The organism is Maritimibacter alkaliphilus HTCC2654 (assembly GCF_000152805.1).
Lineage (GTDB): Bacteria > Pseudomonadota > Alphaproteobacteria > Rhodobacterales > Rhodobacteraceae > Maritimibacter > Maritimibacter alkaliphilus.
The window spans coordinates 2,283,884-2,305,567 of the sequence record NZ_CH902578.1 but is presented as its reverse complement, the minus strand read 5'-3'; the positions used below and the strand labels follow the sequence as shown (position 1 = coordinate 2,305,567).

At 65.2% G+C, this 21,684-nt stretch carries 18 protein-coding genes; 16 read left to right on the top strand and 2 right to left on the bottom strand.

Annotation, left to right across the window (positions count from 1 at the left end; translation table 11 throughout):
• The first annotated feature begins 2 nt into the window (after positions 1-2).
• The 9 genes from RB2654_RS22435 to RB2654_RS12305 all read left to right on the top strand — a co-directional run bounded on the left by RB2654_RS22435 (position 3) and on the right by RB2654_RS12305 (position 9,749).
• Entirely contained in the window at positions 3-1,082 is a 1,080-nt protein-coding gene (locus RB2654_RS22435) for a glycosyltransferase family 4 protein (protein WP_008331966.1), read from the top strand.
• Positions 1,079-2,482, top strand: coding sequence for a hypothetical protein (locus RB2654_RS12340; protein ID WP_008331965.1), 1,404 nt, complete (start codon positions 1,079-1,081; stop codon positions 2,480-2,482). The genes RB2654_RS22435 and RB2654_RS12340 overlap by 4 nt, the downstream gene beginning before the upstream one ends.
• Entirely contained in the window at positions 2,475-3,428 is a 954-nt protein-coding gene (locus RB2654_RS12335) for a sulfotransferase family protein (protein ID WP_040884812.1), read from the top strand. Before RB2654_RS12340 ends, RB2654_RS12335 begins: the two co-directional genes overlap by 8 nt.
• A gap of 17 nt (positions 3,429-3,445) precedes the next feature.
• Positions 3,446-4,291 (top strand): glycosyltransferase family 2 protein, encoded by an 846-nt coding sequence (locus RB2654_RS12330; protein ID WP_008331963.1) that lies wholly within the window; start codon positions 3,446-3,448, stop codon positions 4,289-4,291.
• A gap of 6 nt (positions 4,292-4,297) precedes the next feature.
• Positions 4,298-5,452 carry a glycosyltransferase gene (locus RB2654_RS12325; RefSeq protein ID WP_008331962.1) on the top strand — a complete coding sequence of 385 codons (1,155 nt, stop codon included), beginning with the start codon at positions 4,298-4,300 and terminating at the stop codon, positions 5,450-5,452.
• On the top strand, positions 5,449-6,582 hold the full coding sequence (locus RB2654_RS12320) for a glycosyltransferase family 4 protein (RefSeq protein WP_008331960.1): 1,134 nt from the start codon (positions 5,449-5,451) through the stop codon (positions 6,580-6,582). Before RB2654_RS12325 ends, RB2654_RS12320 begins: the two co-directional genes overlap by 4 nt.
• Positions 6,579-7,718 (top strand): glycosyltransferase family 4 protein, encoded by a 1,140-nt coding sequence (locus RB2654_RS12315; protein WP_008331959.1) that lies wholly within the window; start codon positions 6,579-6,581, stop codon positions 7,716-7,718. The genes RB2654_RS12320 and RB2654_RS12315 overlap by 4 nt, the downstream gene beginning before the upstream one ends.
• Before the next feature lie 68 nt (positions 7,719-7,786).
• On the top strand, positions 7,787-8,758 hold the full coding sequence (locus tag RB2654_RS12310; RefSeq protein WP_008331957.1) for a UDP-glucuronic acid decarboxylase family protein: 972 nt from the start codon (positions 7,787-7,789) through the stop codon (positions 8,756-8,758).
• A 4-nt stretch (positions 8,759-8,762) separates the two neighbouring features.
• Entirely contained in the window at positions 8,763-9,749 is a 987-nt protein-coding gene (locus RB2654_RS12305) for a sulfotransferase (RefSeq protein WP_008331956.1), read from the top strand.
• Here the strand turns inward: RB2654_RS12305 and RB2654_RS12300 are convergent.
• Together RB2654_RS12300 and RB2654_RS12295 are read right to left on the bottom strand one after the other, a co-directional pair.
• Positions 9,746-12,670, bottom strand: a complete 2,925-nt coding sequence (locus tag RB2654_RS12300; RefSeq protein ID WP_008331955.1) for a hypothetical protein — start codon at positions 12,668-12,670, stop codon at positions 9,746-9,748. The genes RB2654_RS12305 and RB2654_RS12300 overlap by 4 nt on opposite strands.
• A gap of 124 nt (positions 12,671-12,794) precedes the next feature.
• Positions 12,795-12,974 (bottom strand): DUF1674 domain-containing protein, encoded by a 180-nt coding sequence (locus tag RB2654_RS12295; RefSeq protein ID WP_008331954.1) that lies wholly within the window; start codon positions 12,972-12,974, stop codon positions 12,795-12,797.
• 65 nt (positions 12,975-13,039) lie between these two features.
• Between RB2654_RS12295 and RB2654_RS12290 the strand changes: the two genes are divergently transcribed.
• The 7 genes from RB2654_RS12290 to RB2654_RS12260 all read left to right on the top strand — a co-directional run bounded on the left by RB2654_RS12290 (position 13,040) and on the right by RB2654_RS12260 (position 21,612).
• Entirely contained in the window at positions 13,040-14,302 is a 1,263-nt protein-coding gene (locus RB2654_RS12290) for an RsmB/NOP family class I SAM-dependent RNA methyltransferase (protein ID WP_008331953.1), read from the top strand.
• A gap of 92 nt (positions 14,303-14,394) precedes the next feature.
• Positions 14,395-16,128, top strand: coding sequence for a heparinase II/III family protein (locus RB2654_RS12285; RefSeq protein WP_008331952.1), 1,734 nt, complete (start codon positions 14,395-14,397; stop codon positions 16,126-16,128).
• Between the two features lie 15 nt (positions 16,129-16,143).
• Positions 16,144-17,733 (top strand): bifunctional phosphoribosylaminoimidazolecarboxamide formyltransferase/IMP cyclohydrolase, encoded by a 1,590-nt coding sequence (gene purH / locus RB2654_RS12280; RefSeq protein ID WP_008331951.1) that lies wholly within the window; start codon positions 16,144-16,146, stop codon positions 17,731-17,733.
• Positions 17,733-18,212: a signal peptidase II gene (lspA, locus tag RB2654_RS12275; RefSeq protein WP_008331950.1), complete on the top strand. Its 480-nt coding sequence runs from the start codon at positions 17,733-17,735 to the stop codon at positions 18,210-18,212. Before purH ends, lspA begins: the two co-directional genes overlap by 1 nt.
• A gap of 51 nt (positions 18,213-18,263) precedes the next feature.
• A complete protein-coding gene (locus RB2654_RS12270; RefSeq protein ID WP_040884810.1) occupies positions 18,264-18,797 on the top strand; it encodes a DUF3035 domain-containing protein in 534 nt (177 codons plus the stop codon).
• 152 nt (positions 18,798-18,949) lie between these two features.
• Positions 18,950-20,305, top strand: a complete 1,356-nt coding sequence (locus RB2654_RS12265) for a M16 family metallopeptidase (protein WP_008331947.1) — start codon at positions 18,950-18,952, stop codon at positions 20,303-20,305.
• Positions 20,302-21,612 carry a M16 family metallopeptidase gene (locus RB2654_RS12260; protein WP_008331945.1) on the top strand — a complete coding sequence of 437 codons (1,311 nt, stop codon included), beginning with the start codon at positions 20,302-20,304 and terminating at the stop codon, positions 21,610-21,612. The genes RB2654_RS12265 and RB2654_RS12260 overlap by 4 nt, the downstream gene beginning before the upstream one ends.
• Positions 21,613-21,684: the final 72 nt, after the last annotated feature.

Here is a 21,684-nt window from a genome sequence, read left to right as displayed (position 1 = left end):
GGATGCGGGTCGTTCAGGTCATAAACAGCTTCGGGCTGGACCGCGGCGGGGCCGAACGGCTTGCGCGTGGGTTGCATTCCGACCTGCTCGACCTGGGCGCAGACGCGCATATCATCGCGCTCGAACCCTGCGCGACCGACGGGCTGAAGAATGCCCGGTCGCTTGGCATCGCCAACCCGCGCGACCCGCGCGCCGCGATCCGTCTTGCGCGGGCGCTTGGCCCCTTGGCCACGCCGGACAGCGTCGTTCATGGTCACCTGTTTCCCACCATCCTCCATTTGTCGATGCTACGCCGTGCCGGTCGTATCGCGGCGCCCTGCACGATGACGGAACACAATACGTGGAACAAACGTCGCGACAGCGGGCTGTGGCGCAGGCTGGATCGTGCGATCTACAGTCAGTTCGACCGGATCGCGGCCATCAGCACCCAGACCCGTGATGCGCTGACCACGGCGCATCCGCAGGTTGCCGCCAAAACGGTCACCGTGCGCAACGGCGCCGCGCTGCGGTTCGCGACCCCGCCGGAAAGGCCGGACACCTCGACCCCGCCCACGATCCTGACCGTCGCCAGATTGGCGCGCGCGAAGAACATAGAAACGGCGCTGTCCGCGCTCCACCTGATCGCGGATCGACCGTGGAACTATGTCGTCGCCGGTGATGGTGCCCTGCGCCCGGTGCTGGAAGCGCGGGCGAACGAACTCGGGATCGCCGACCGCGTGACGTTTTTGGGCAATGTGACGGACGTGACGGAGCTTTTGCGGTCAGCCGACATCTTCCTGCTGCCCTCGCTGTGGGAAGGGTTCGGGCTGGCCGCCGTCGAGGCGATGAACGCGGCCTTGCCGGTCGTCGCATCGGACGTGCCGGGGTTGAGCGATATCGTCGCGCCTGTCGGAAACCCGGTCATCGCGCCCGACGATGTGCAAGGCTTCGCGCAGGCGCTGGGCCGTCTGATCGACGCGCCCGCGCAACGGTCCCAACTGGGTCTGGCCGGGTTCGAGGCGGCCAAGGGCTATGACAAGGTGGGCATGGCCCGCGACTATCTCGCCATGTGGCGGGACTTGCCCGAAAGGGTCGCGGCATGACGGTCGAGCGCACACGGGGCATCGCCGTCATGGCGGTCTTCACCTTCATCCTCTTCGCCATGCCGCGCCTGAACGTGAAGCTCGGCCCGATCCCGATCTACATCATCGACGGGGTGGCGGCATATATCATCCTGCGCGGCTACATCATGGCGCGCCACAACCCCGTCGCCCGCTATCCGTTCCGGGGCCTGATCGCGATCATCACCGCGCTGATCGTATTGAGCGAAGTGTCGGTCGTCGTCTACGGCGGGTCGGCGCTTTTCGGCATCTACACCGCGATCGAGTTCTTCCTCGCCTTCGGGATGGTCTTCGCCATTCCGCAGTTCGTGCGCACGGCCAAGGACGTCGAACTCGTGCTCAAGGCGCTGTCGCTCGGGCTGCTCGTCACCGCCTCGATGATCATCATGAGTTCTCTGCCGCAGACCCGGCCCATCGCCATCGCGATCTTTTCGATCCCGCAGCTCGACCCGGCCAACTCGGCGAACCGTTATTCGATCCGTTACGGCGATTATGGCGTGCGCGGAAAGAGCCTTGTCGGCGTGTCCATTCTGAGCGCGACCTTCGTCGCGGTCGCCTGGCCCATGGTGAGCTATCTCAAGACGAAACGCTTCCACCTTTCGGCGTTCTGGTCCTTCGTGACCACCGTCGGCATCTTCCTGTCTCCGATGGGAATCGTCATGGCCTATTCCAGGCAGGCCCTGTCGGAACTCGTCCTGATCCTCGGCGCGCTTTTGATCTTTCCGTTCTGGCAGCTTCGTTCGATCATGCTCAGGCCCGTCCTGATCTCGGTCGGGCTGGTGATCTTCGTCGGGGTCGGATCGTCGCTGTTCTTCTTCGACCGATACGTGAATCGGTTCACGGCGACGTTCAACGACCCCTTCACCGATGAACGCGAATCCCGTCGGTTCCTGTCGTTCGTGACGCCCTTCGAACACGTGCTGGACTATCCGCAGTTCTTCATCGTCGGGGCCGGGTCGACGTCGAACCGGCAGGACGATTTCGAGATGGGGCGGTTCGAGAACAACCACTCGCTGATCGGGCAGGGGTATTTCGCCCACGGGATGCTGAGCACGTTCCTGTTCGTCTTCCTGCTCATATCCGCGTTCAACTATGCGAACGTGCATCGACGAAACGCCGCCCGATTGGCCCCGCTCGCGCGGGACTGGCCACGGGCGCTGTATCTCGCATATCTTCCGATGTTCCCGGTGGCGGCCTTTTCCCCGGCCTTCGGCGAGAATGTGCGCGGCGTCTACATGTTCATTTTCGTGCTCGGGCTGCTTTCGGCCCTGCGTAACCCCGATCTGATGGCTTCGCTGTCGAAACCGGCGAATGTCGCCCTGCGCGACGAGGCCCCGTCGGTGCGCGACGACACGCCCCTGCCCGAGGAAAGCCATGCCTGAGCGGCCCACGTCTGCGTCACGCCCGACCGTGGTGATCCTGTTGTCGGACAAACGGTCGGGCTCCACGATCTTTCAAAGCGAACTGATCGCGCATCCCGATGTGCGGGGGCTCGATTACACGTCGCACACCTATCTCGAAAGCCACCACTGGCTGAAGGCCGCCGTGATGACGGGTCAACCCGCGCGGCTGTTCTCGGGCGGCGTTCCCTATCCCGGCTATGGCGGCGCACGGAACGCGCGCACCTACATGATCGACACCGTGCGCGGCAACATCCCGGACTTCGTGCCGCCTGCCGACGACCACGCCCTGATCCGCGACGGGTGGGAGGCGCTTTGCTCCCGGTTCGCAGCGCCTGTCTTCTTCGAGAAGTCACCGCAGGTGCTGGCGAACTGGGCGGCGGTGTCGCTCCTTCTGAACTGGATGGAAGAAACGACGTTCGACGTGCGCCTCGTCGGCCTCGTGCGCAACCCGCTCGCCGTTCAACATTCATCACAGAAACTGTTCGGCACCGCGCCCTATGATCGCCAGTTCGGTTGGGCCGAAATCCATCGCAACCTGCTGGCGCTCCGCCAGATGCTGCCGCCCGAGCGGCTGATGCTGATCCGCCACGAAGACATCATCGCCGATCCGCAGGCATCTTTTGCCAGCGTCTGCGACCACATCGGAATCGCGACGACCCCGGACATGGGATCTTCGATCACCGACCGCACGCAGGACCGCTGGCGGACCGATCCCGACTATCGCCTGACGCTCGACCCGGTGGTGATCCAAGTGGCCCGTGCCTTCGGCTATTCGGACGACGATCTGACGAACCCGCATGGCGCGCCGCTCGACCTCGGGCCTCCGCCCGGCCGTCCGATCCCCGATTTCACGACCTTCAAGAACCGTTTCCGCGACCGCATCTACCGGCCCATCCGCATGCGCCGGCAATCGCCGTATCGCTAGACCCGCAAGGACCACACATGCCCGACCAGACCCGCCCCAAGCTTGGCGTCGTGACGATCAGCTACAACGAAGAACGCGATCTGCCCGGCTTCCTTGCAAACCTGATCGACTGGGTGGATGAAATCATCATCGTCGACGACGGCTCGTCCGACACGACCGAGGATCTGGCGAAGGCCGCCGGCCCCAAGGTGCGGTTCCTGCGGTCGCCCCGCGTGGAGGGCGAGTATTTCTCGCATCAGCGCAACAAGGGGATCGACGCGGCGACGAGCGACTGGTTGCTCCACATGGACGTGGACGAACGCGTGACGCCCGAGCTTGCCCGACAGGTGCAGGAGGCGATCTGCGACGACGGCAAGGACGGCTACCGCTATCGCCGCCTCAACTACTTCATGCATCGTCCGATGAAGGGCGGCGGCTGGCGCGACTGGAACCTCGTCCACCTCGCGCGACGCGACAAGTTCCGCTTCGGCGGCATGTTCCATGAGGACTGCCTGCTCGACGCACCCGAAAGCCGCGTCGGTCAGCTTTCGGCCCTCATGGTGCATTTCAACGAGGACAACCTCGAGAAACGGTTCCGCAAGAGCGGGCAGTATATGGAAGAGGTCGTGAAGGGGGTCGAGGGGCGCGGGCGCCCGGTCCGCTTCATCGACATCGCGGGGCGCCCCATCTACGAATTCTTCCGTAAATACGTGGCCAAAAAGGGGTTTCAGGACGGGATTCCGGGCTTCATTTCGGCCGTCCATTCCGCGACCGCCATTTTCCGGGCCAATGCAATCGTCTGGGACCGTCAGAATGCGATCACGCGGTCGCAGATCGACGCGGATTTTCAGGACCAGTGGACACGTGGCGGGGGCGCTGGCTGACCCATCATGGCGCGCGTTCTGTTTCATCGGCCGACGGTCTGGGCCTCGGATATCCAGTGCTCGACCAAGGTGTTGTCGCGGCTCACGGCAGCGCGCGGGCATGACGTGACCTATTTGCAGGCACCGCTCGACCCCGTGCACCTCTTGCGGGGGACGGGCGGTTACCTGAAGGTCTGGCGCGCCACGCCCCGGTCCGAGGCTGGCGTGCATATCGTGACGCAGGCGACGCCGGTTCCCGTGCGCGACATCTGGCCGCTCTCGACCCGGACCGCCTCGCATCTGCGCTATGGTCTGGCGCGGCCCGGCCTCGCGCAGGTGATGCCGGACCCCGACCTCGTCTGGACGACTGTGCCGGGATCGGGCCGCGCGCTGAAACGTGCCTTCCCCAAGGCGCGCGTGGCTTTTCACGTGGTCGATTATTACCCGGCGTTCCGGGGTGACGCCGTGAAGCCGATCGAGGCCGAGGATTATGCTTCGGTCGACGCTGTTCATACGATTTCGACGACGCTCAAGGCGTATGCCGTGGATGAGCTTGGCGTGCCGGCGAGCAAGGTTCACGTGCTGGGGCAGGGTGTCGAACGCGAGATTTATGCGGGCGATCCGGCCGAGCCCGCGGCGCTCGCCCCGCTGCCCCATCCGCGTGCGGTGTGGACCGGCGTTCTGAGCAAGGGCGATCCGGCGTTGTTTGAAGCCGTCGCGGCCGAGATGAAGGCGCGGGGCGGAAGCCTTGCGCTCATCGGGCCGGGTGCGGGTTGGGCCGACGACCTCGCCGCCCGCTATCCGGGGACCGTGTTTCTCATGGGGTCCGTCGCCCCGCGCGAGCTGCCCGCGTGGCTCGTCCACTGTGACCTCGGCGTGATGCTTTACGACCGGAGCAAGCAGGCGGTCTACAAAGGGCAGAACCCGCTCAAGCTTTACGAATACGCGGCGGCAGGCCTCCCGATCCTGTCCACGCCGCACGACGAATATGCCCACCTCGCGCCGCCTGCCGAGGTGCTGTCGGACGAAGGTGCCGTCGCCCCCGCCATCGCCCGCGCGCTGTCGGGCGACCCGGACCGTGATCGGGCGATCGACACCTTCGCCACGACCCATTCGTGGCAATCCAAGGTCGACCGTATTTTGGCCGAGATCGGCTTGCCGCCCGAGGGGCCGACGCCATGAAACCGACGGTCGCCTTTTTCGCCAACCAGTTCGCCGACCTGCACGGGCACGGGCTGGCCCGTTATGCGCGTGAGTTGCGCGACGCTCTGGCGGCGCAGGGCGACGTCGACGTTCGCCCTGCTTCTGCATGGTCGTCGCTGCCGCCCGACCGGCTCGCCGCGCTTCGGTCTGATACCGGCCTCACGCTTCTGAAATCCGGGCGGCGTGGCACGTCTTATGGCTGGACCTTCGCCGGGCTGCCGCGCATCGAATGGATGATGGAGGGGCCGGTGGACGTGACCCATTCGGTCTGCATGGGATACCCCATCGCGACGGCGAAGCCTCTGGTCGTCACGGTCCACGACATCGGCCCGCTGACCCATCCCGAATACTTCAGTCACAACCGCCCGTGGCTGATGAAACGCGCGCTGGATCAGGCCGTGCACCGTGCCGATGCGCTGGTCTGCATCTCGCAGGCGACGGCGGAGGAGGTGATGAGCCTTTATCCGGGCCAGTCATGGGATCGGCTGCACGTGGTCGCTTCCGGCGTTTCCGACCGTTTCTTCGCAGAACCGGACGACGCTGCGCTCGACGGCATTCCGCTCCCGCCGGACGACGTTCCGTTCATCCTGACCGCAGGCAAGATCAGCCCGCGCAAGAACGTGCAGGGCGTGATCGCCGCACTCAGGATCGCGATGCAGGACATTCCCCACCACCTCGTCGTGACCGGCGGCAGCGGTTGGGACATGGAGCAGATCGAGGCCATTCTGGACGACCCGATCCTGTCGAAACGCCTGCATGTCGCGGGCTACGTGTCGGATGCCGCGCTGCACGCGCTCTATCGTCGTGCCGCGATCTATGTTCACCCGTCGCTTTACGAAGGGTTCGGGCTGACGGTGCTCGAAGCGATGGCGAGCGGGACGCCGGTCGTCACCTCGAACCTGTCCTCGTTGCCGGAAGTGGCGGGCGACGCGGCGCTTCTGGTCGATCCGATGAACCCCGACGAAATCGCCGAGGCGATCGTGAAGGTCGGGTCCGACGCCACGCTGGCCGCCGATCTGCGCGCGCGGGGGCTGGCACGGGCGCGGGAATTCCCGTGGTCGGCGACGGCCGCCCGCATGTCCGAAATCTACGAGGCGGTGGCGCGATGAGCGGTGGCAAGCATATCGTCGTGACCGTGAACGCGGCGTGGAACCTCCTCAATTACCGCACCGGGATCATCCGCATGTTGCAGGACGAAGGGCACCGGGTGACCCTGCTTGCCCCGCGCGACGACAGTGCCCCGGCGCTCGAGGCCCTGGGCTGCGACTTCGAACACATCGCCATGACCCGGCGCGGCAAGTCACCCGTGACCGAGGCGGGCGTGGTCGCCAATGCCTATCGCACCCTGCGCCGCCTGCGCCCGGACGCGGTCATCAGCTTCACGATCAAGAACAACATCTATACCGGCATCGCCTGTCGCCTGCTCGGCATTCCGTTCCTGCCGAATGTCAGCGGCCGGGGGGCGGTGTTCCAAGAGCCGGGCCTGACCGTCAGGGCGGTGCTCGCGGCCTATCGCCTTGCCTTCAATCGCGCGGCCTGCGTCTTTTACCAGAACCCCGAGGACCGGGCGTTCTTTCTGGACCACGGGATCGGATCGCTCGACCGCAGCACGCTTTTGCCCGGCTCCGGCGTGGATCTCGACAAGTTTCAGGCCGCCCCGATGCCCGCGCACGACTCGCCCACGTTCCTGATGATCGCGCGGGTGCTGCGTGACAAGGGGGTCGCGGAATATGCGGCGGCGGCCCGCGCGGTGCAGGCGCGACATCCCAAGGCGCGGTTCGTCCTGATCGGCGGTCATGGCACCGGCCCGGAATACATGCCCGAAACCGACCTCGCGGCGTGGCAGGCCGTGGGCGTCATCGACTACCTCGGTGAAGTCGGCGATGTCCGCCCGCTCATCGCCGAGGCCGACGCGGTCGTCCTGCCCTCCTACTACCTCGAAGGCACGCCCCGAGCGCTGATCGAAGCCGCCGCGATGGGCCGCCCCATCGTCACGACGGACACCGCCGGTTGCCGCGACACCGTCGCGCCGGGCGCGACCGGGTTCCTGTGCCAGCCGCGCGACGCGGGCGATCTAGCTGAGAAACTCAACGCCTTCGCCGACCTCACACCCGAGGCGCGGGTGGCGATGGGGGCCGCGTCGCGCAAACGGGCGGAAACGCTTTTCGATGAACGTATCGTCATAGATGCCTACAGAACCGCCCTGCGCGCGGCACTGGCCCCCCAAACCGGGGGCAGCGGGTAAATAGCCGATTGACTGGCCCCGCCGCGCTTGCAACAGGTTCCCTGATTTCGACGCAAAGGAAAACGACAGTGGCACGCCTTTACGACAGCCGGAAACGCATCCTCGTCACCGGCGGTGCCGGGTTCATCGGGTCGCACCTGATCGACCGCCTGCTGGATCAGGGGCACGAGGTGATCTGCCTCGACAACCTGTTCACCGGCACGAAGCGCAACATCGACCACCTGCACGGCAACCCGCGGTTCGAGTTCATGCGTCACGACGTGACCTTTCCGCTCTATGTCGAGGTCGACGAAATCTACAATCTCGCCTGTCCGGCCTCGCCCGTGCACTACCAGCACGACCCGGTGCAGACGACCAAGACCAGCGTGCACGGCGCGATCAACATGCTCGGTCTGGCCAAGCGCCTGCGCTGCAAGATCTTTCAGGCCTCGACGTCCGAGGTCTATGGCGATCCGTCGGTTCACCCTCAGCCGGAAAGCTATTGGGGCAACGTGAACCCGATCGGCACGCGGTCCTGCTATGACGAAGGCAAACGCTGCGCCGAGACGCTGTTTTTCGACTACCACCGCCAGCACGGGCTCGAGATCAAGGTCGCGCGGATCTTCAACACCTATGGGCCGCGCATGCATCACGCCGATGGTCGCGTCGTGTCGAACTTCATCGTTCAGGCGCTGTCGGGGCGCGACATCACCATCTACGGCGACGGCAGCCAGACCCGATCGTTCTGCTACGTCGACGATCTGGTCGAAGGGTTCCTGCGCCTCATGGCGACGGACGAGGATGTGACCGGCCCCGTGAACCTCGGCAACCCGCGCGAATTCACCATCGCCGAGCTTGCGGAACAGGTGGTCGCGATGACCGGATCGGGGTCCAAGATCGTCTACGAACCGCTCCCGCAAGACGACCCGAAGCAACGCCGCCCCGACATCGGACTGGCCAAATCGACCCTCGGGTGGGAGCCTTCGGTTCAACTCGAAGACGGGCTCGTGCGCACGGTCGACTACTTCACGGACGTGCTGAAGACGCTTCAGGAGGCTTAAGCCGTTGGCGGAACGGGGTGCGCCACCGCCCGAGCGCGGACTGACCTACATCCTTGCGCTGCCCTACTCCGGGTCGAGCCTGTTCGCGCTCGCATTGGGAAATGCCGACGGGTTCGTGAACCTGGGTGAGATGAATTACCTCGAGAACGACCTGAACGAACGGCGGACCTGTAGCTGCGGCGCGCTGGTGACGGAATGTGCGTTCTGGGGGCCGCTGATCGCGCGGGCGAAAGCGGAACGGGCTGCGGGCCGCCCCATGCTCTCGTTCGACACCTCGACCCGTCTGCGCGCTGTCGACCGGCGCAACCCGTCGCTCGCGACCCGTCTGTCGCTGATTTTCGGACGATCCCTACAGGGGATTTACGGCACCGAGGACCTGCGCGCCTACCGTCAGGATCACATCGGGTTCATGAAGCTGGCCCTTGAGGAGACCGGCAGTCACGAGGTCATCGACGCGGCAAAGAACGCCCGGCGCTTGCAGGTCTTTGCCGAAGCATCCGACCTGCCGCTCAGGGTCATCGCGATGTCACGCCGCCCTGTCGATGCCTTCGCGGCCCGTATCAAACGCGCGCGGCGGCGCAATCGGTTCTACCGGCAGGCCCTCGCCCCGGCCTATGTCTTTTGGCTTCTGCACCACTACCGGCAGATGCGAAGCGCCCTGAAGGACATTCCGCCCCGCAGCGTTTATTACCTGAACTACGAAGACTTCGTGTCCGACCCCAAGGGAACCGAAAAGGCGCTCTCACGGTGGTATGGGCGCACCGTGTCGTTCGGGCGCACCGGCCCGGCCGATATCCGGCTCGACCAAGCGCATGTCTACACGGGCAATATCTGGATTACGCGCGGCACGAAGGGGGCCGAAACGGTCACGCTTCGCCCCCCGCCCAAGGCACCGGACCTGACCCGCTTCGAGCTGGCGCAATTCCGGTTCTTCGCCTTGCTGTTTCCTGTCCTGCGTCACGGGCTTACACCGCGCAGGGTCCGTTCCTAGACCTGATCGGTGAAGCTGACTTCGTGCCAGTTCCCATCGCCCCGCATCTCAAGAACCAGTGTGTCACCGGGGTTGCCGAGCATCCGGTCGGAAACCAGCCTGAGATTGCCGGTGCCCGTTTTGGCGACCACCGCCCGGCCGGCGTCGGCGCAACAGATCATCAGCTGATCCCCCAGCGCGCCCCCGGACACGGTGACCAGATCGTCGCTCGCCGCGTCGCCTTCGGTATCCACCCGATGCGCCGTGCGCTGCGCCTTGACCGTGCCCGATGCGATGGTCAGTTCCCGGCCCTGACCTTTCGACAGCTGGCCGAGGTTATGGACCGCAGGCGGGTTGTTGAAGAGCGGCACGCCATCGGGGTTGTCGAGACGCCCCTGCCAGACGCCATTCGCAGTTCCCGTGATCGTCAGTACGCGTGCGGACAGGGCTTCGACGGTCAGGGATGATCGCTGGCCGAGGTAAAGGTCCGTCAGCACGCCCGCGTTCGCGACCTCGACGAGTTCGGCCGAACCGGTGACGGTCCCGTCGATCCAGACGCGAGTCGCCTTTCCCGTGACGCGGACGAGGGCACCCCCATGCGATGCGCCCCGCTTGTGGCTGTAGGTCGTATCGATCCGAACGTTCCGGCAGCCGTTCAGGACGATGATATCGCAGACCCCGGAGTCCAGCGGCGGAAGGGCCTCGGACCGCATGTTCCCGGTGATCGTGATATCCTCGCCCGACACGCTGATCGTCCCCAGCCCGTCGCTTTGATAATCCGCGAAATCGACCGAGACATTCCGGCAGGACATGATCTGAAGCGCACTCGCCCCCCGGCCGTCGAAGACGAGGCTGCGGAACACCATGTTCTCGTTCAGACCGGAATCGGGGGTCCGGACCTCCCACTGGCCTTCGTAGGTCGAGGTCGAAGGCGTGGCGGTGGTGGCGACGATGATGTCGCCGGTGCGGAACTTCACGCCGCCCACCGTTCCGTCGGATGTCGATGTGTAGAAGTCGCCCAGAACCGCACCGCTCGGAAAACTCCCCGATGCCGCGTTCCATGTCCCCTTGTTGACAGTATGCGTCCCGACCCCGTCGATACCGCATTTGAACGGCGTGGGTGCCGCGATCCGGGGGTAGGTCTTGCCGGTGTTGTACCAATTGCCCGCATAGGTCGTGGTCGAGGCCCCGGTCTTGAGGGCGTAGACCGTATCGTTGACCGCGAAGCTCTGACCATCGACGACCCCCGCGACCGTGACGGTGTAGTAGCTGTTCTTGACCGCATTCGCGGGGAACGCGCCGCTCGACGCGTCAAAGGCCCCTGCGTTCGCGCCCGTGAAGGTCGACATGGTATCGCCCAGCGACAGGAACGTCCCGCGGTAGGACTTGAAGAAATGCGCGCTGGAGCCCTTGCCGGGGCGCGGAATGAAGTGGTTTCCCTGACTCACGATATGGCGCAGCATCAGGTCCGGGTTGTTCGCAACCCCCGTCACCGCTTCTTTCCAGGTGCAGGTATAAACCAGCCCGCAACCGTCGAAGATGTTGTTGCGGATCGTGATGTTGGAATACTGGTTCTCACGCGTGGCGAAATCGGTGGCGAGGTTATAGGCGATCTTGATGTCGATGGCCGCGACGGCGACGCGGAAATAGTTTTCGGCGAACGTCCAGCCGTGAAAGCCGCCCGTGCCGTCAGGTCCATCCCGGTTCTCGTTGATGAACTCGTTGTATTCGCACTTGCAGTAGCGCGGTCCGACATTATCGGTCGGGGTCGTCTTGATGTAGTCGCCGAAGAACGTCGAGGGCTGCCCGTTCGCCTTGAGGCCGACGAAACCCATTTCTCCGCGATTGTGCGAATACGTTCCGAAGTGTGCGCCGCCCACGAGGTTCAGAAGGTATTTCTGCTTGCCCGCATGGTTCGCGGTAAAGGCCCAGTGCTTTGAATTCACGATCTGAACGGCCGTCCCGCCTTCGAAGTCGAAGCGGCACTTGTCCACCGTCAGGCCAATGGCGTTGTCGGTGCAGTTGAAGACTTCGGACGCATTGCCGCCCGCGACCAGTTGAGTTTCGTCCACCGCGACGCTGTGGTCGAACCGCAGGCCACCGACCTTGAACCCCGAGGGCGTGAAGAACCGGATTTTCAGATCACGGGTCAGGCCGTGACTGTCCGCGGACTGGTCGCAGGCATCCATCAGCAACAGCGACCGCGATGCGACCTCGCCGTGGGACAAGAGTTCGTAGTCATCCGAAAGCCACGCGCGCAGAGCGGTGGGAAGCGTGTATTCCGAACCCCGGATCATGTAGTCCGCCGTCTGGCGCAGCGTCCGCGCGCCCTCCGGCCAGCGGGCGAAAAGACGGACCATGTCGTCGGTCACATCGGTTCCGGCCGCCCAATTCAACTGCGACGTGAAGATCTGCCCCAGACCGTCCGGCAGGGCGTAGAGTTTCAGCCCACCCGCCGTCATCGTGTGGTAGTCCGTCGCGTCCGGTGCCGCCACCTCGTACAGATAGGCGGGCGCTTCGACCCGAACCGAATCCCCGGCGCTGACCTGCACCCGGTCCGCCCCCTCGATGTAAGCGAGCACCTCGTCCGCGATCAGCGCCGTCACGCTGGGCAAAAGCGTGCTGGCGCCCGTCTGTGTGATGGTGGACCCGCCTCCGCCCGTGGCCTCGGTCACCTCCACGCCGTCGACATCCACCAGAACCTTGCCGAACCGATCCTCGATACGGACCCGATACGCCCCTTCCAGCAGGTAGCAGGGCGCGAAATCGCCGTTGACGTCGGACATCATCGGATTGCCGATCGTATAGGTCAGGTGACGGTCCCGGAAGATCGGGCAAAGATTGTCGGACCCGGCCTTGAAGACGAACCGGCAGGCCCCGGCGACCGGCGTCTGATCCGGCTTGACGGCACGCATCACGTCGGGGTGGTTGAGAAGACCCATGAAGCAGCTCCTTGAACGGCGGTGCGGGCGGCATTCGGATGAAGCCGCACATTCGATGGGTCTGATTTGAGGGAAGAGGAGTTAGGGCGGCGGAAATCGACCGCCCCGAGACGGTTAATGCCGTTCAGAAGTCGATGGCGAGGCCCTTTTTCTCCCAGTCGCCATAGCGCACCGGCTCCGGCCCGTCGCGCCCGCCCAGCTCTTCGGGAAGCTTCAGGGCGGCGGCCTTCTTGCGCCGTTCCTCGGCCTCGGCCAGCGCGCGGATGGCGGCAGGGGGCAGGTCGCGTTTGGTTTCGTCACTCATGGCAGGCTTCCTTGTCTCGCGCCTTTGATATAGGCCGTCGCCACCGATTTGGCAAAGGAGGCCGCATGGCCGGTGATCCCAATCTGCCGCGCCGCGTCGCGCTGGACCTCATGGGCGACGTGATGGAGCATGGACGGCTTTTGCCAGAGGTGCTGCCGCGCCGTCTGGAAAAGCTCGCGCCCGAGGATCGCGCGCGCACGCAGCGGCTCGTCGCGACGGCGTTCCGGGTGATGGACCGCGCCGACCGCGTGCTCGGCCCGCACCTGCGCAAACGCCCGACCCTGCGCATCCACAATATCCTGCGGCTGTCGGTCGCGGAAATCTGCGAACTCGGCGCCGCCCCGCACGGCGTGGTGAACACGGCGGTCGAACTTGCGCGCGCCGACAAGAAGACGGCGGGCATGGCGGGGCTGGTCAACGCGATCCTGCGCAAGGTCGACCCCGCAGGGTGGGCCGCGCTGCCCACGCCGCGCCTGCCAAAATGGCTGCGAAAGCCCCTGACCGACGACTACGGCAAAGACATCGTGGCGGCGATGGAAACGGCGTTCTACGCAGGGGCGCCGCTCGACCTGACACCCAAGGGCGATGCCGAGACGCTCGCGCAGGCGTTGGGCGGCACGGTGTTGCCCACCGGATCGGTGCGTGTGACGGGGGCCGGGCAGGTCTCGACCCTGCCCGGGTTTGCCGAGGGCGACTGGTGGGTGCAGGACGCCGCCGCCGCGCTTCCGGCCCGCGTGCTGAACGCCCAGCCTGGCGAGGCTGTGCTGGACCTGTGCGCCGCACCCGGCGGCAAGACGATGCAGCTTGCCGCCGCCGGGGCCGAGGTCACCGCCGTCGACATCTCGGAACACCGCATGGCGCGGGTGGGCGAGAACCTTGCGCGCTGCGGCCTGTCCGCCGACCTCGTCACGATGGATGCGCTGGAATACGAGGGCGGGCCGTTCGACGCGATCCTGCTAGACGCGCCCTGCACCGCGACCGGGACGATCCGGCGTCACCCGGATCTTCCATACGCCAAGGACGGCAGCGATTTCCCCGGCCTCTTCGAGCTTCAGGAACACCTGATCGACCGCGCGCTGGGTATGCTCAAACCCGGCGGGCGTCTGGTCTATTGCACCTGTTCTCTGTTGATCGACGAGGGCGAGGAACAGGTGCGCGACGCGCTCGGGCGGCATGAGGGGCTTTCGGTGGACACCGCCGCGCTCGACCGCCCCGGCATCGACCCCGACTGGCGCACGGATGAGGGTGGTTTGCGCCTGCGCCCGGATTACTGGGCCGACAAGGGCGGGATGGACGGGTTCTACATCGCATGCCTCGTTAAGGCATGACTCGCGCCCGCCCGACCTGTAGAGTGCGGCCAGAACCCGGTAAGGGTCGGCATCTGAGGTAAGGCAAGGCGACGTTGGCCAAGGATTTTCCCATGACCAGCCGCAGAACGCGGTGGCTCAACCGTTGGCACGCCCGGCGGGCGGCCCGCGCGAAGCCGGCGACGGGTTTCACGTCCAAGCCCGAACCGCGCACCATCGGCAGCTTCGCCAAGGGCAAACAGATGGTCGCGGGGAACTTCCTGTTCGCAGGGCACCTCGTCCAGTCCCCCGCCGACAGCATCTGGGCCATCACGCCCCCCTCCGACGATTTCGAAGCCGCGCTTCAGGGTTTCGGATGGTTGGACGATCTGGCGGCCCTCGGCGACCGCGATGCGCGGGCGCGGGCGCAATTCTGGACGATGGACTGGATCGACCGTTTCGGGCGGGGCACCGGCCCCGGCTGGGTGCCCGATGTCGCGGGCCGCAGGCTTATCCGCTGGATCAACCATGCCTTCCTGATCCTCAACGGGCAGGACAGCGACGCCTCGCTCCGGTTTCACCGCAGTCTTGGTCAGCAAGCGATTTTTCTGTCGAAGCGGTGGCAGGGCACCTCGCCCGGTCTGCCCCGGTTCGAGGCGCTCACCGGCCTGATTTATGCGGGGCTTTCGCTCTCCGGCATGGAGCACCTGACCGAACCCGCCACACAGGCGCTGGCCCGCGAATGCGACCGGCAGATCGACGCGGCGGGGGGTATTCCGACCCGCAACCCCGAAGAATTGCTCGAAGTCTTCACGCTCCTCAACTGGGCCGCCCTCGCGCTGCGCGAATCCGAGATCACGCCGAAGCCCGCCCACCAGTCGGCCATCGAACGCATCGCACCCACGCTGCGTGCGTTGCGCCATGCCGACGGCGGTCTGGCCCGATTTCACGGCGGCGGGCGCGGGGCCGAAGGGCGGCTGGATCAGGCGCTTGCCACATCCGGCGTGCGCGGTGGGCCGACAGATGGCCCGGCGATGGGTTTCGCCCGCCTCTCGGCAGGCCGCACCTCGATCATCGTCGATGCCGACAAGCCGCCGCTGGGGCCGGCGTCGTGGAATGCGCACGCCTCGACCCTCGCGCTCGAGGTCACTTCGGGGCGTCGCCCGCTGATCGTGAACTGCGGGTCCGGGCGGCAATTCGGCGAGGATTGGGGCAAAGCGGGCCGCGCCACCCCGTCGCATTCGGTGCTTGGCCTGACCGGCGTGTCGTCCTCGCGCCTCGGCGATATGGAGGCCACGCCCTACGGGCCGCGCGCGCGCATGGTCGAAGTCCCGAACGAGGTCGAGGCGCGGCGGATCGGCGATGCCGACATGATCGGCCTCGTCAGCGGCCACGATGGCTATCAGCCGCGGTTCGGTCTGGCCTATATCCGGCGGCTGGAACTGGCCGTGGACGGGCGCACCATCGCGGGCGAGGAAACGCTGGCGGCCGTGTCAGAATCCGAACAGGCCACCTTTGGCCGCGCGCTTGAACGCGAGGGCGAGAAAGGCGTGCCCTTCAACATCCGCTTCCACCTGCACCCGGACGTGGACGCGACCATCGACCTTGGCGGCACAGCGGTGTCGATGGCGCTCAAATCCGGGGAAATCTGGGTGTTCCGCTACGATGGTGCGGCGAAACTGTCGCTCGAACCCTCGGTTTACCTCGAAAAGAACCGATTGAAGCCCCGTGCGTCGAAACAAGTGGTTCTATCCGGCGCGGCAATAGACTATGCGACGCGCATCCGCTGGTCCCTCGCCAAGGCGCAGGACACGCCCATCGGCGTGCGCGATCTGGTGCGGGATGAGGTGGACGAGCTGCCAGACTGACCCAAGGGACACCACATGACCGACCTTTCCCCCGTGCGCCGCGCGCTGATTTCCGTTTCCGACAAGACCGGGCTGGTCGATCTGGGCAAGGCTCTGGAGGGGATGGGGATCGAGATCCTGTCCACCGGCGGATCGGCCAAGGCGCTGCGGGATGCGGGCGTTGCGGTCAAGGACGTGTCCGAGGTGACGAATTTTCCCGAGATGATGGATGGCCGCGTCAAGACGCTGCACCCGATGGTGCACGGCGGCCTTCTGGCGCTGCGTGACAACGACGACCATGTGGCCGCGATGAATGAGCATGGCATCGGCGCGATCGACCTGCTGGTGGTGAACCTCTACCCGTTCGAGGCCGCTCTGGCCCGTGGCGCGGATTACGACGAGATGATCGAGAACATCGACATCGGCGGCCCGGCCATGATCCGCGCGGCGGCCAAGAACCACGGCTTCGTCACCACCATCGTCGATGTCGAAGATTACGGCGCGCTGCTGGACGAGTTGAAGACGAACGATGGCGCGACCACCTATGCCTTCCGCCAGCGTCAGGCACAGATCGCCTATGCCCGCACCGGAGCTTACGACGCTGCCGTGTCCGGCTGGATGGCGGGCGCGATTGGCGAGGCCGCGCCGCGCCGCCGTGTGGTCGCGGGCGAGTTGAAACAGGTCATGCGCTACGGCGAGAACCCGCATCAGGACGCGGCGTTCTATGTCGACGGCTCGGCCCGCGAAGGCGTCGCGACCGCCGTGCAGCATCAGGGCAAAGAGTTATCATACAACAACATCAACGACACCGACGCAGCGTTCGAACTGGTCGCGGAATTCGACCCCGCCGACGGTCCCGCCGTCGCCGTCATCAAGCACGCCAACCCCTCGGGCGTGGCGCGGGGCGCGACGTTGCTCGACGCCTACAAGAAGGCGTTCGATTGCGACCGCACCTCGGCTTTCGGCGGCATCGTCGCGCTGAACCAGCCGCTCGACGCCGACACGGCACGCGAGATCACCCAGATCTTCACCGAGGTCGTCATCGCCCCCGGTGCTTCGGACGAGGCGAAAGAGATTTTCGCGGCGAAGAAGAACCTGCGCCTCTTGACCACCGCCGGTCTGCCCGATCCGCTGATCGGCAGCCAGACGATCCGTCAGGTCGCGGGTGGCTATCTGTTCCAGAACAAGGACAACGGGCATATCGGGCTCGATGACCTGAAGGTGGTGACCAAGAAGGCCCCGACCGACGAACAGCTCAAAGACCTGCTTTTCGCTTGGAAAGTGGCCAAGCACGTGAAATCCAACGCCATCGTCTATGTCAAAGACGGCGCGACCGTGGGTGTTGGCGCGGGCCAGATGAGCCGTCTGGACAGCTCCACCATCGCCGCCACGAAAGCGGGTCGCATGGCGGCCGAACTGGGCCTGTCCGAAAGCCCCGCCATCGGCTCCGCCGTCGCCTCGGACGCGTTCTTTCCATTCCCCGACGGCCTCTTGGAAGCCGCCGCAGCGGGTGCGACCTGCGTGATCCAGCCGGGCGGGTCGATGCGCGACGACGAGGTCATCAAGGCGGCTGACGAGGCCGGGCTCGCCATGGTGTTCACCGGTATGCGGCACTTCCGTCACTGATGCGCGCGCTGTCGATCACCGCGCTCATCGTCTTCGTCCTCGATCAGGTGACGAAATACTGGGTCGTGCAGGTGATGAACCTGAAGGAGGTCGGGGCGATCGACGTTTGGCCGCCCTTCCTCAACTACCGCATGGCGTGGAACGAAGGCGTGAACTTCGGACTGTTCTCGTCGTCTGAGGACACGATGCGCTGGATTTTGATCGGTGTGGCGCTCGCGATCTGTCTGGGCGTGCTATGGTGGGTGCGGCGCAAATCCATGACGCTGGCCGCACGCATTGCCGCAGGCGTGCTCGTCGGTGGTGCGCTGGGCAACGTGATCGACCGCGTGGTCTATGGTGCCGTCGCGGACTTTCTCAATATGTCCTGTTGCGGATTTACCAATCCCTATTCCTTCAATGTCGCTGATATTGCAGTGTTTGCCGGGGCCATCGGTCTGATCCTGCTGGCCGACAAAGCCGATGGGAAAAAGGCCCCGTGACGGGGCCCGCGAGTTGCGGTAAAGAGGTCGAAACGGGTGTTGGAGGCATAGATGCGGGTTCCTGCCATGAAATTCGGACTAGCCCTTGTGGGTCTCGGGCTGCTTGCGGCCTGTTCCAACGACGGCAATCCCGACCTCATGAACATCCGGTCCTCGACCCCGGACGAGTTTTCGATCCTGCCCAACAAGCCGCTTGAACAGCCCGAGGATTACAGCGCGCTTCCGACGCCGACCCCCGGTCAGACGAACCGCGCCGATGCCACGCCGACCGCCGATGCGGTGGCGGCCTTGGGCGGCAATCCCGATGCGCTCACCTCGGATCGCGCGAATGCCGGTGAAGGCACGCTTCTCGCCCATGCCGGTCGCTATGGCACCAACGGCAACATCCGCACGGTGCTGGCCGAGGAAGACCTGGAATACCGCCGCAAGAACAACGGCAAGCTGCTTGAGCGCCTGTTCAACGTGAACGTCTATTACGACAGCTACAGCCAGCAGTCGCTCGACCAGCAGCTCGAACTCGACCGGGTCCGCAATCGCGGGGTCTGGACCCCGGCGGCACCCCCCGATCCCGAGCGGTTCGAGTGAGGCGAAAGATGCGACGGGCCCGGCTGGGCCCGTTTCTTTTTCCGCGCCACACAGGCGTGTTAACAACCTGTAATCCAATTCACACCACCGTCATGCGGGGTTGCTCCTCTGGCCGCTCCGGCTAACTGTGTCAGTGGAACGGAGGATTTCAGATGAAGCGACTTCTCTCGGCCTGTTTCGCCATCATGGCCGTCACGCTCCCTGCCACGGCGCAGGAGGTCACCGACTACACCCTCGACAACGGTATGGACGTAGTGGTGATCGAAGATCATCGTGCGCCGGTCGTGGTCCACATGGTCTGGTATCGCGCCGGGGCCGCCGACGAAGATCCGGGGGTCTCCGGCATCGCCCACTTCCTCGAACATCTGCTGTTCAAGGCGACCGACGACATGGAATCCGGCGAACTCAGCCGCGTGGTGGCTGAAAACGGCGGGTCTGACAACGCCTTCACCAGTCAGGACTATACCGCCTACTTCCAGCGCGTCGCCGCCGACCGGCTCGACCTGATGATGACGATGGAGGCCGACCGGATGCGCGACCTTCAGCTGTCCGAAGACGACATCGCGACCGAACGTGACGTGATCCTCGAAGAACGCGCGATGCGGACCGACAATTCGCCGGGCGCACTGCTGAACGAACAGATGCAGGCCGCGCTTTACCAGAACCACCCCTACGGCATCCCGGTCATCGGCTGGCGGCACGAGATGGAGCAGTTGGGGCTGGACGAAGCGATGGCCTACTACCGCAAATATTACGCCCCCAATAACGCGATCCTCGTGGTGGCGGGTGACGTGGAACCGGAAGAGGTGCTCGCGATGGCCGAGGAGCACTATGGCCCGCTCGAACCGACCGAAGGGTTGGAGCCGCGCGCGCGACCGCTGGAACCCGTGCCGCTTGCCGAACGTCGCATCACATACGAAGACCCGCGTGTCAGCCAGCCCTATGTCGTGCGCAGTTACCTCGCCCCCGAACGCAATCCGGGCGAACAGGAAGAGGCCGCCGCGCTCGTCTATCTCGCGGAGATCCTCGGTGGGAACTCGGCAACGTCGGTCTTCGGTCAGGCGCTCGAGTTTGACCAGAACATCGCCGTCTCGACCTTTGCGGGCTACAGCGCGCTGAACCTCGACATCTCGTCGATCCGCATCGGCGTGGTTCCGGCGCAGGGCGTGTCGCTGGCCGAAGCCGAAGCCGCGATGGATGCCACCTTGGCCGAGTTTATGGAGAACGGGATCGACCCGGCGCAGTTCGAACGGATCAAGACCCGTATTCGGGCAGGCGATATCTACGCGCAGGATTCCATGCGTGGCCTTGCCAACCGCTATGGCGCGGCGCTGACGAGCGGTCTGACCATCGAAGACGTCAAAGCCTGGCCCGAGGTTCTGCAATCGGTGACGCCAGACGACGTGATGGCGGCTGCCGAGAAGGTTCTGCAACGCTCTCACGCCGTCACCGGCTGGCTGACCGGCCCCACCACGACCCCTGACACCGACGCGGAGGCCATCCAATGATCCGTCTCGCCATTGCGCTTTTCCTGATCGCCGCCGTTCCGGCCCGTGCTCAGGTTCCGATTCAGGAGGTCACGTCGCCCGGCGGCATCTCGGCCTGGCTGGTCGAAGAACATTCGATCCCCTTCGTCGCTCTCGAGCTTCGGTTCCGGGGCGGCACGTCGCTCGACCTGCCGGGCAAGCGCGGTGCGACGAACCTCATGGCCGGGTTGCTCGAGGAAGGGGCGGCCGACATGGACAGCCGCGCCTTTGCCGAGGCGAAAGAAGACCTCGCCACGTCGATCGACTTCGACGTTTATGGCGATGTCCTGACCGTTTCGGCCCAGTTCCTGACCGAGAACATGCAGCCCTCCATCGACCTGATCCGCGCCTCGCTGGTCGAGCCGACGTTCGATGACGTCGCGGTGGAGCGTGTGCGCGGGCAGGTCCTGTCCTACATCAACTCGCGCCAGACGGACCCCGACGAGCTTGCGGGCGATGCGATGAATGCCGCGGCCTATGGCGACCATCCCTATGGAAGCTTCGACGGGGGCACCGTCGACAGCGTAACCGCCCTGACCCGCGACGATATCGTGACTGCGTGGGAAAACGCCATCGCGCGTGACCGGGTTTATGTCTCGGCGGTCGGTGACATCACGCCCGAGCAACTGGGCACGGTGCTGGACACCATTCTGGGCGATCTGCGCGAACAAGGCGGGGCATACCCCGACCCGGTGCCTTTCGGCGCCACGCCCGGCATCTCGGTCGTGACCTTCGACACGCCGCAATCCGTGGCGCGCTTCGGTCAGCCGGGCATGAAGATCGACAATCCGGATTTCTTCGCGGCCTATATCGTGAACACGATCATGGGCGGCGCGAATTTCGAAAACCGGCTGTTCGACGAGGTGCGCGAGAAGCGCGGCCTGACCTACGGCATCGGCACCTACCTGTCCGACAGCGACTATTCCGAAGTGCTGGGCGGCAGCTTTTCGTCGCAGAACGGCGTCATGGCCGAAGCCGTTTCGGTCGTGCAGGAGGAATGGGCCAAGATGGCCGCGGACGGCATCACCGAGCAGGAGCTTGCAGATGCCAAGAAATACCTGACCGGCGCCTATCCGCTGCGGTTCGACGGCAACAGCAACATCGCCAACATCCTGACCTCGATGCAGATGGACGGATACCCGATCGACTACCCGGAAACCCGGAACGAAAAGGTCATGGCGGTGACGCTGGAAGAGGCGAACCGCGTCGCGGCGGAGCTTTTCCAGCCCGAGAACCTGCGCTTCGTGGTGGTCGGCCAGCCCGAAGGTCTGGAGCCGACGGTGAACTGAGGGCCGCGCCATCGGGGCGCTGAAGACGCCCCGACACCCCTGTGAAAGACGGCCCTCGCGCCGTCTTTCGCG

Bases quoted from the DNA above. Each gene is read 5' to 3' on its own strand.
- RB2654_RS22435 (WP_008331966.1), top strand. From the start codon at position 3: ATGCGGGTCGTTCAGGTCATAAACAGCTTCGGGCTGGACCGCGGCGGG.
- RB2654_RS12340 (WP_008331965.1), top strand. From the start codon at position 1,079: ATGACGGTCGAGCGCACACGGGGCATCGCCGTCATGGCGGTCTTCACC.
- RB2654_RS12335 (WP_040884812.1), top strand. From the start codon at position 2,475: ATGCCTGAGCGGCCCACGTCTGCGTCACGCCCGACCGTGGTGATCCTG.
- RB2654_RS12330 (WP_008331963.1), top strand. From the start codon at position 3,446: ATGCCCGACCAGACCCGCCCCAAGCTTGGCGTCGTGACGATCAGCTAC.
- RB2654_RS12325 (WP_008331962.1), top strand. From the start codon at position 4,298: ATGGCGCGCGTTCTGTTTCATCGGCCGACGGTCTGGGCCTCGGATATC.
- RB2654_RS12320 (WP_008331960.1), top strand. From the start codon at position 5,449: ATGAAACCGACGGTCGCCTTTTTCGCCAACCAGTTCGCCGACCTGCAC.
- RB2654_RS12315 (WP_008331959.1), top strand. From the start codon at position 6,579: ATGAGCGGTGGCAAGCATATCGTCGTGACCGTGAACGCGGCGTGGAAC.
- RB2654_RS12300 (WP_008331955.1), bottom strand. From the start codon at position 12,670: ATGGGTCTTCTCAACCACCCCGACGTGATGCGTGCCGTCAAGCCGGAT.
- RB2654_RS12295 (WP_008331954.1), bottom strand. From the start codon at position 12,974: ATGAGTGACGAAACCAAACGCGACCTGCCCCCTGCCGCCATCCGCGCG.
- RB2654_RS12290 (WP_008331953.1), top strand. From the start codon at position 13,040: ATGGCCGGTGATCCCAATCTGCCGCGCCGCGTCGCGCTGGACCTCATG.
- RB2654_RS12285 (WP_008331952.1), top strand. From the start codon at position 14,395: ATGACCAGCCGCAGAACGCGGTGGCTCAACCGTTGGCACGCCCGGCGG.
- purH (WP_008331951.1), top strand. From the start codon at position 16,144: ATGACCGACCTTTCCCCCGTGCGCCGCGCGCTGATTTCCGTTTCCGAC.
- lspA (WP_008331950.1), top strand. From the start codon at position 17,733: ATGCGCGCGCTGTCGATCACCGCGCTCATCGTCTTCGTCCTCGATCAG.
- RB2654_RS12270 (WP_040884810.1), top strand. From the start codon at position 18,264: ATGCGGGTTCCTGCCATGAAATTCGGACTAGCCCTTGTGGGTCTCGGG.
- RB2654_RS12265 (WP_008331947.1), top strand. From the start codon at position 18,950: ATGAAGCGACTTCTCTCGGCCTGTTTCGCCATCATGGCCGTCACGCTC.
- RB2654_RS12260 (WP_008331945.1), top strand. From the start codon at position 20,302: ATGATCCGTCTCGCCATTGCGCTTTTCCTGATCGCCGCCGTTCCGGCC.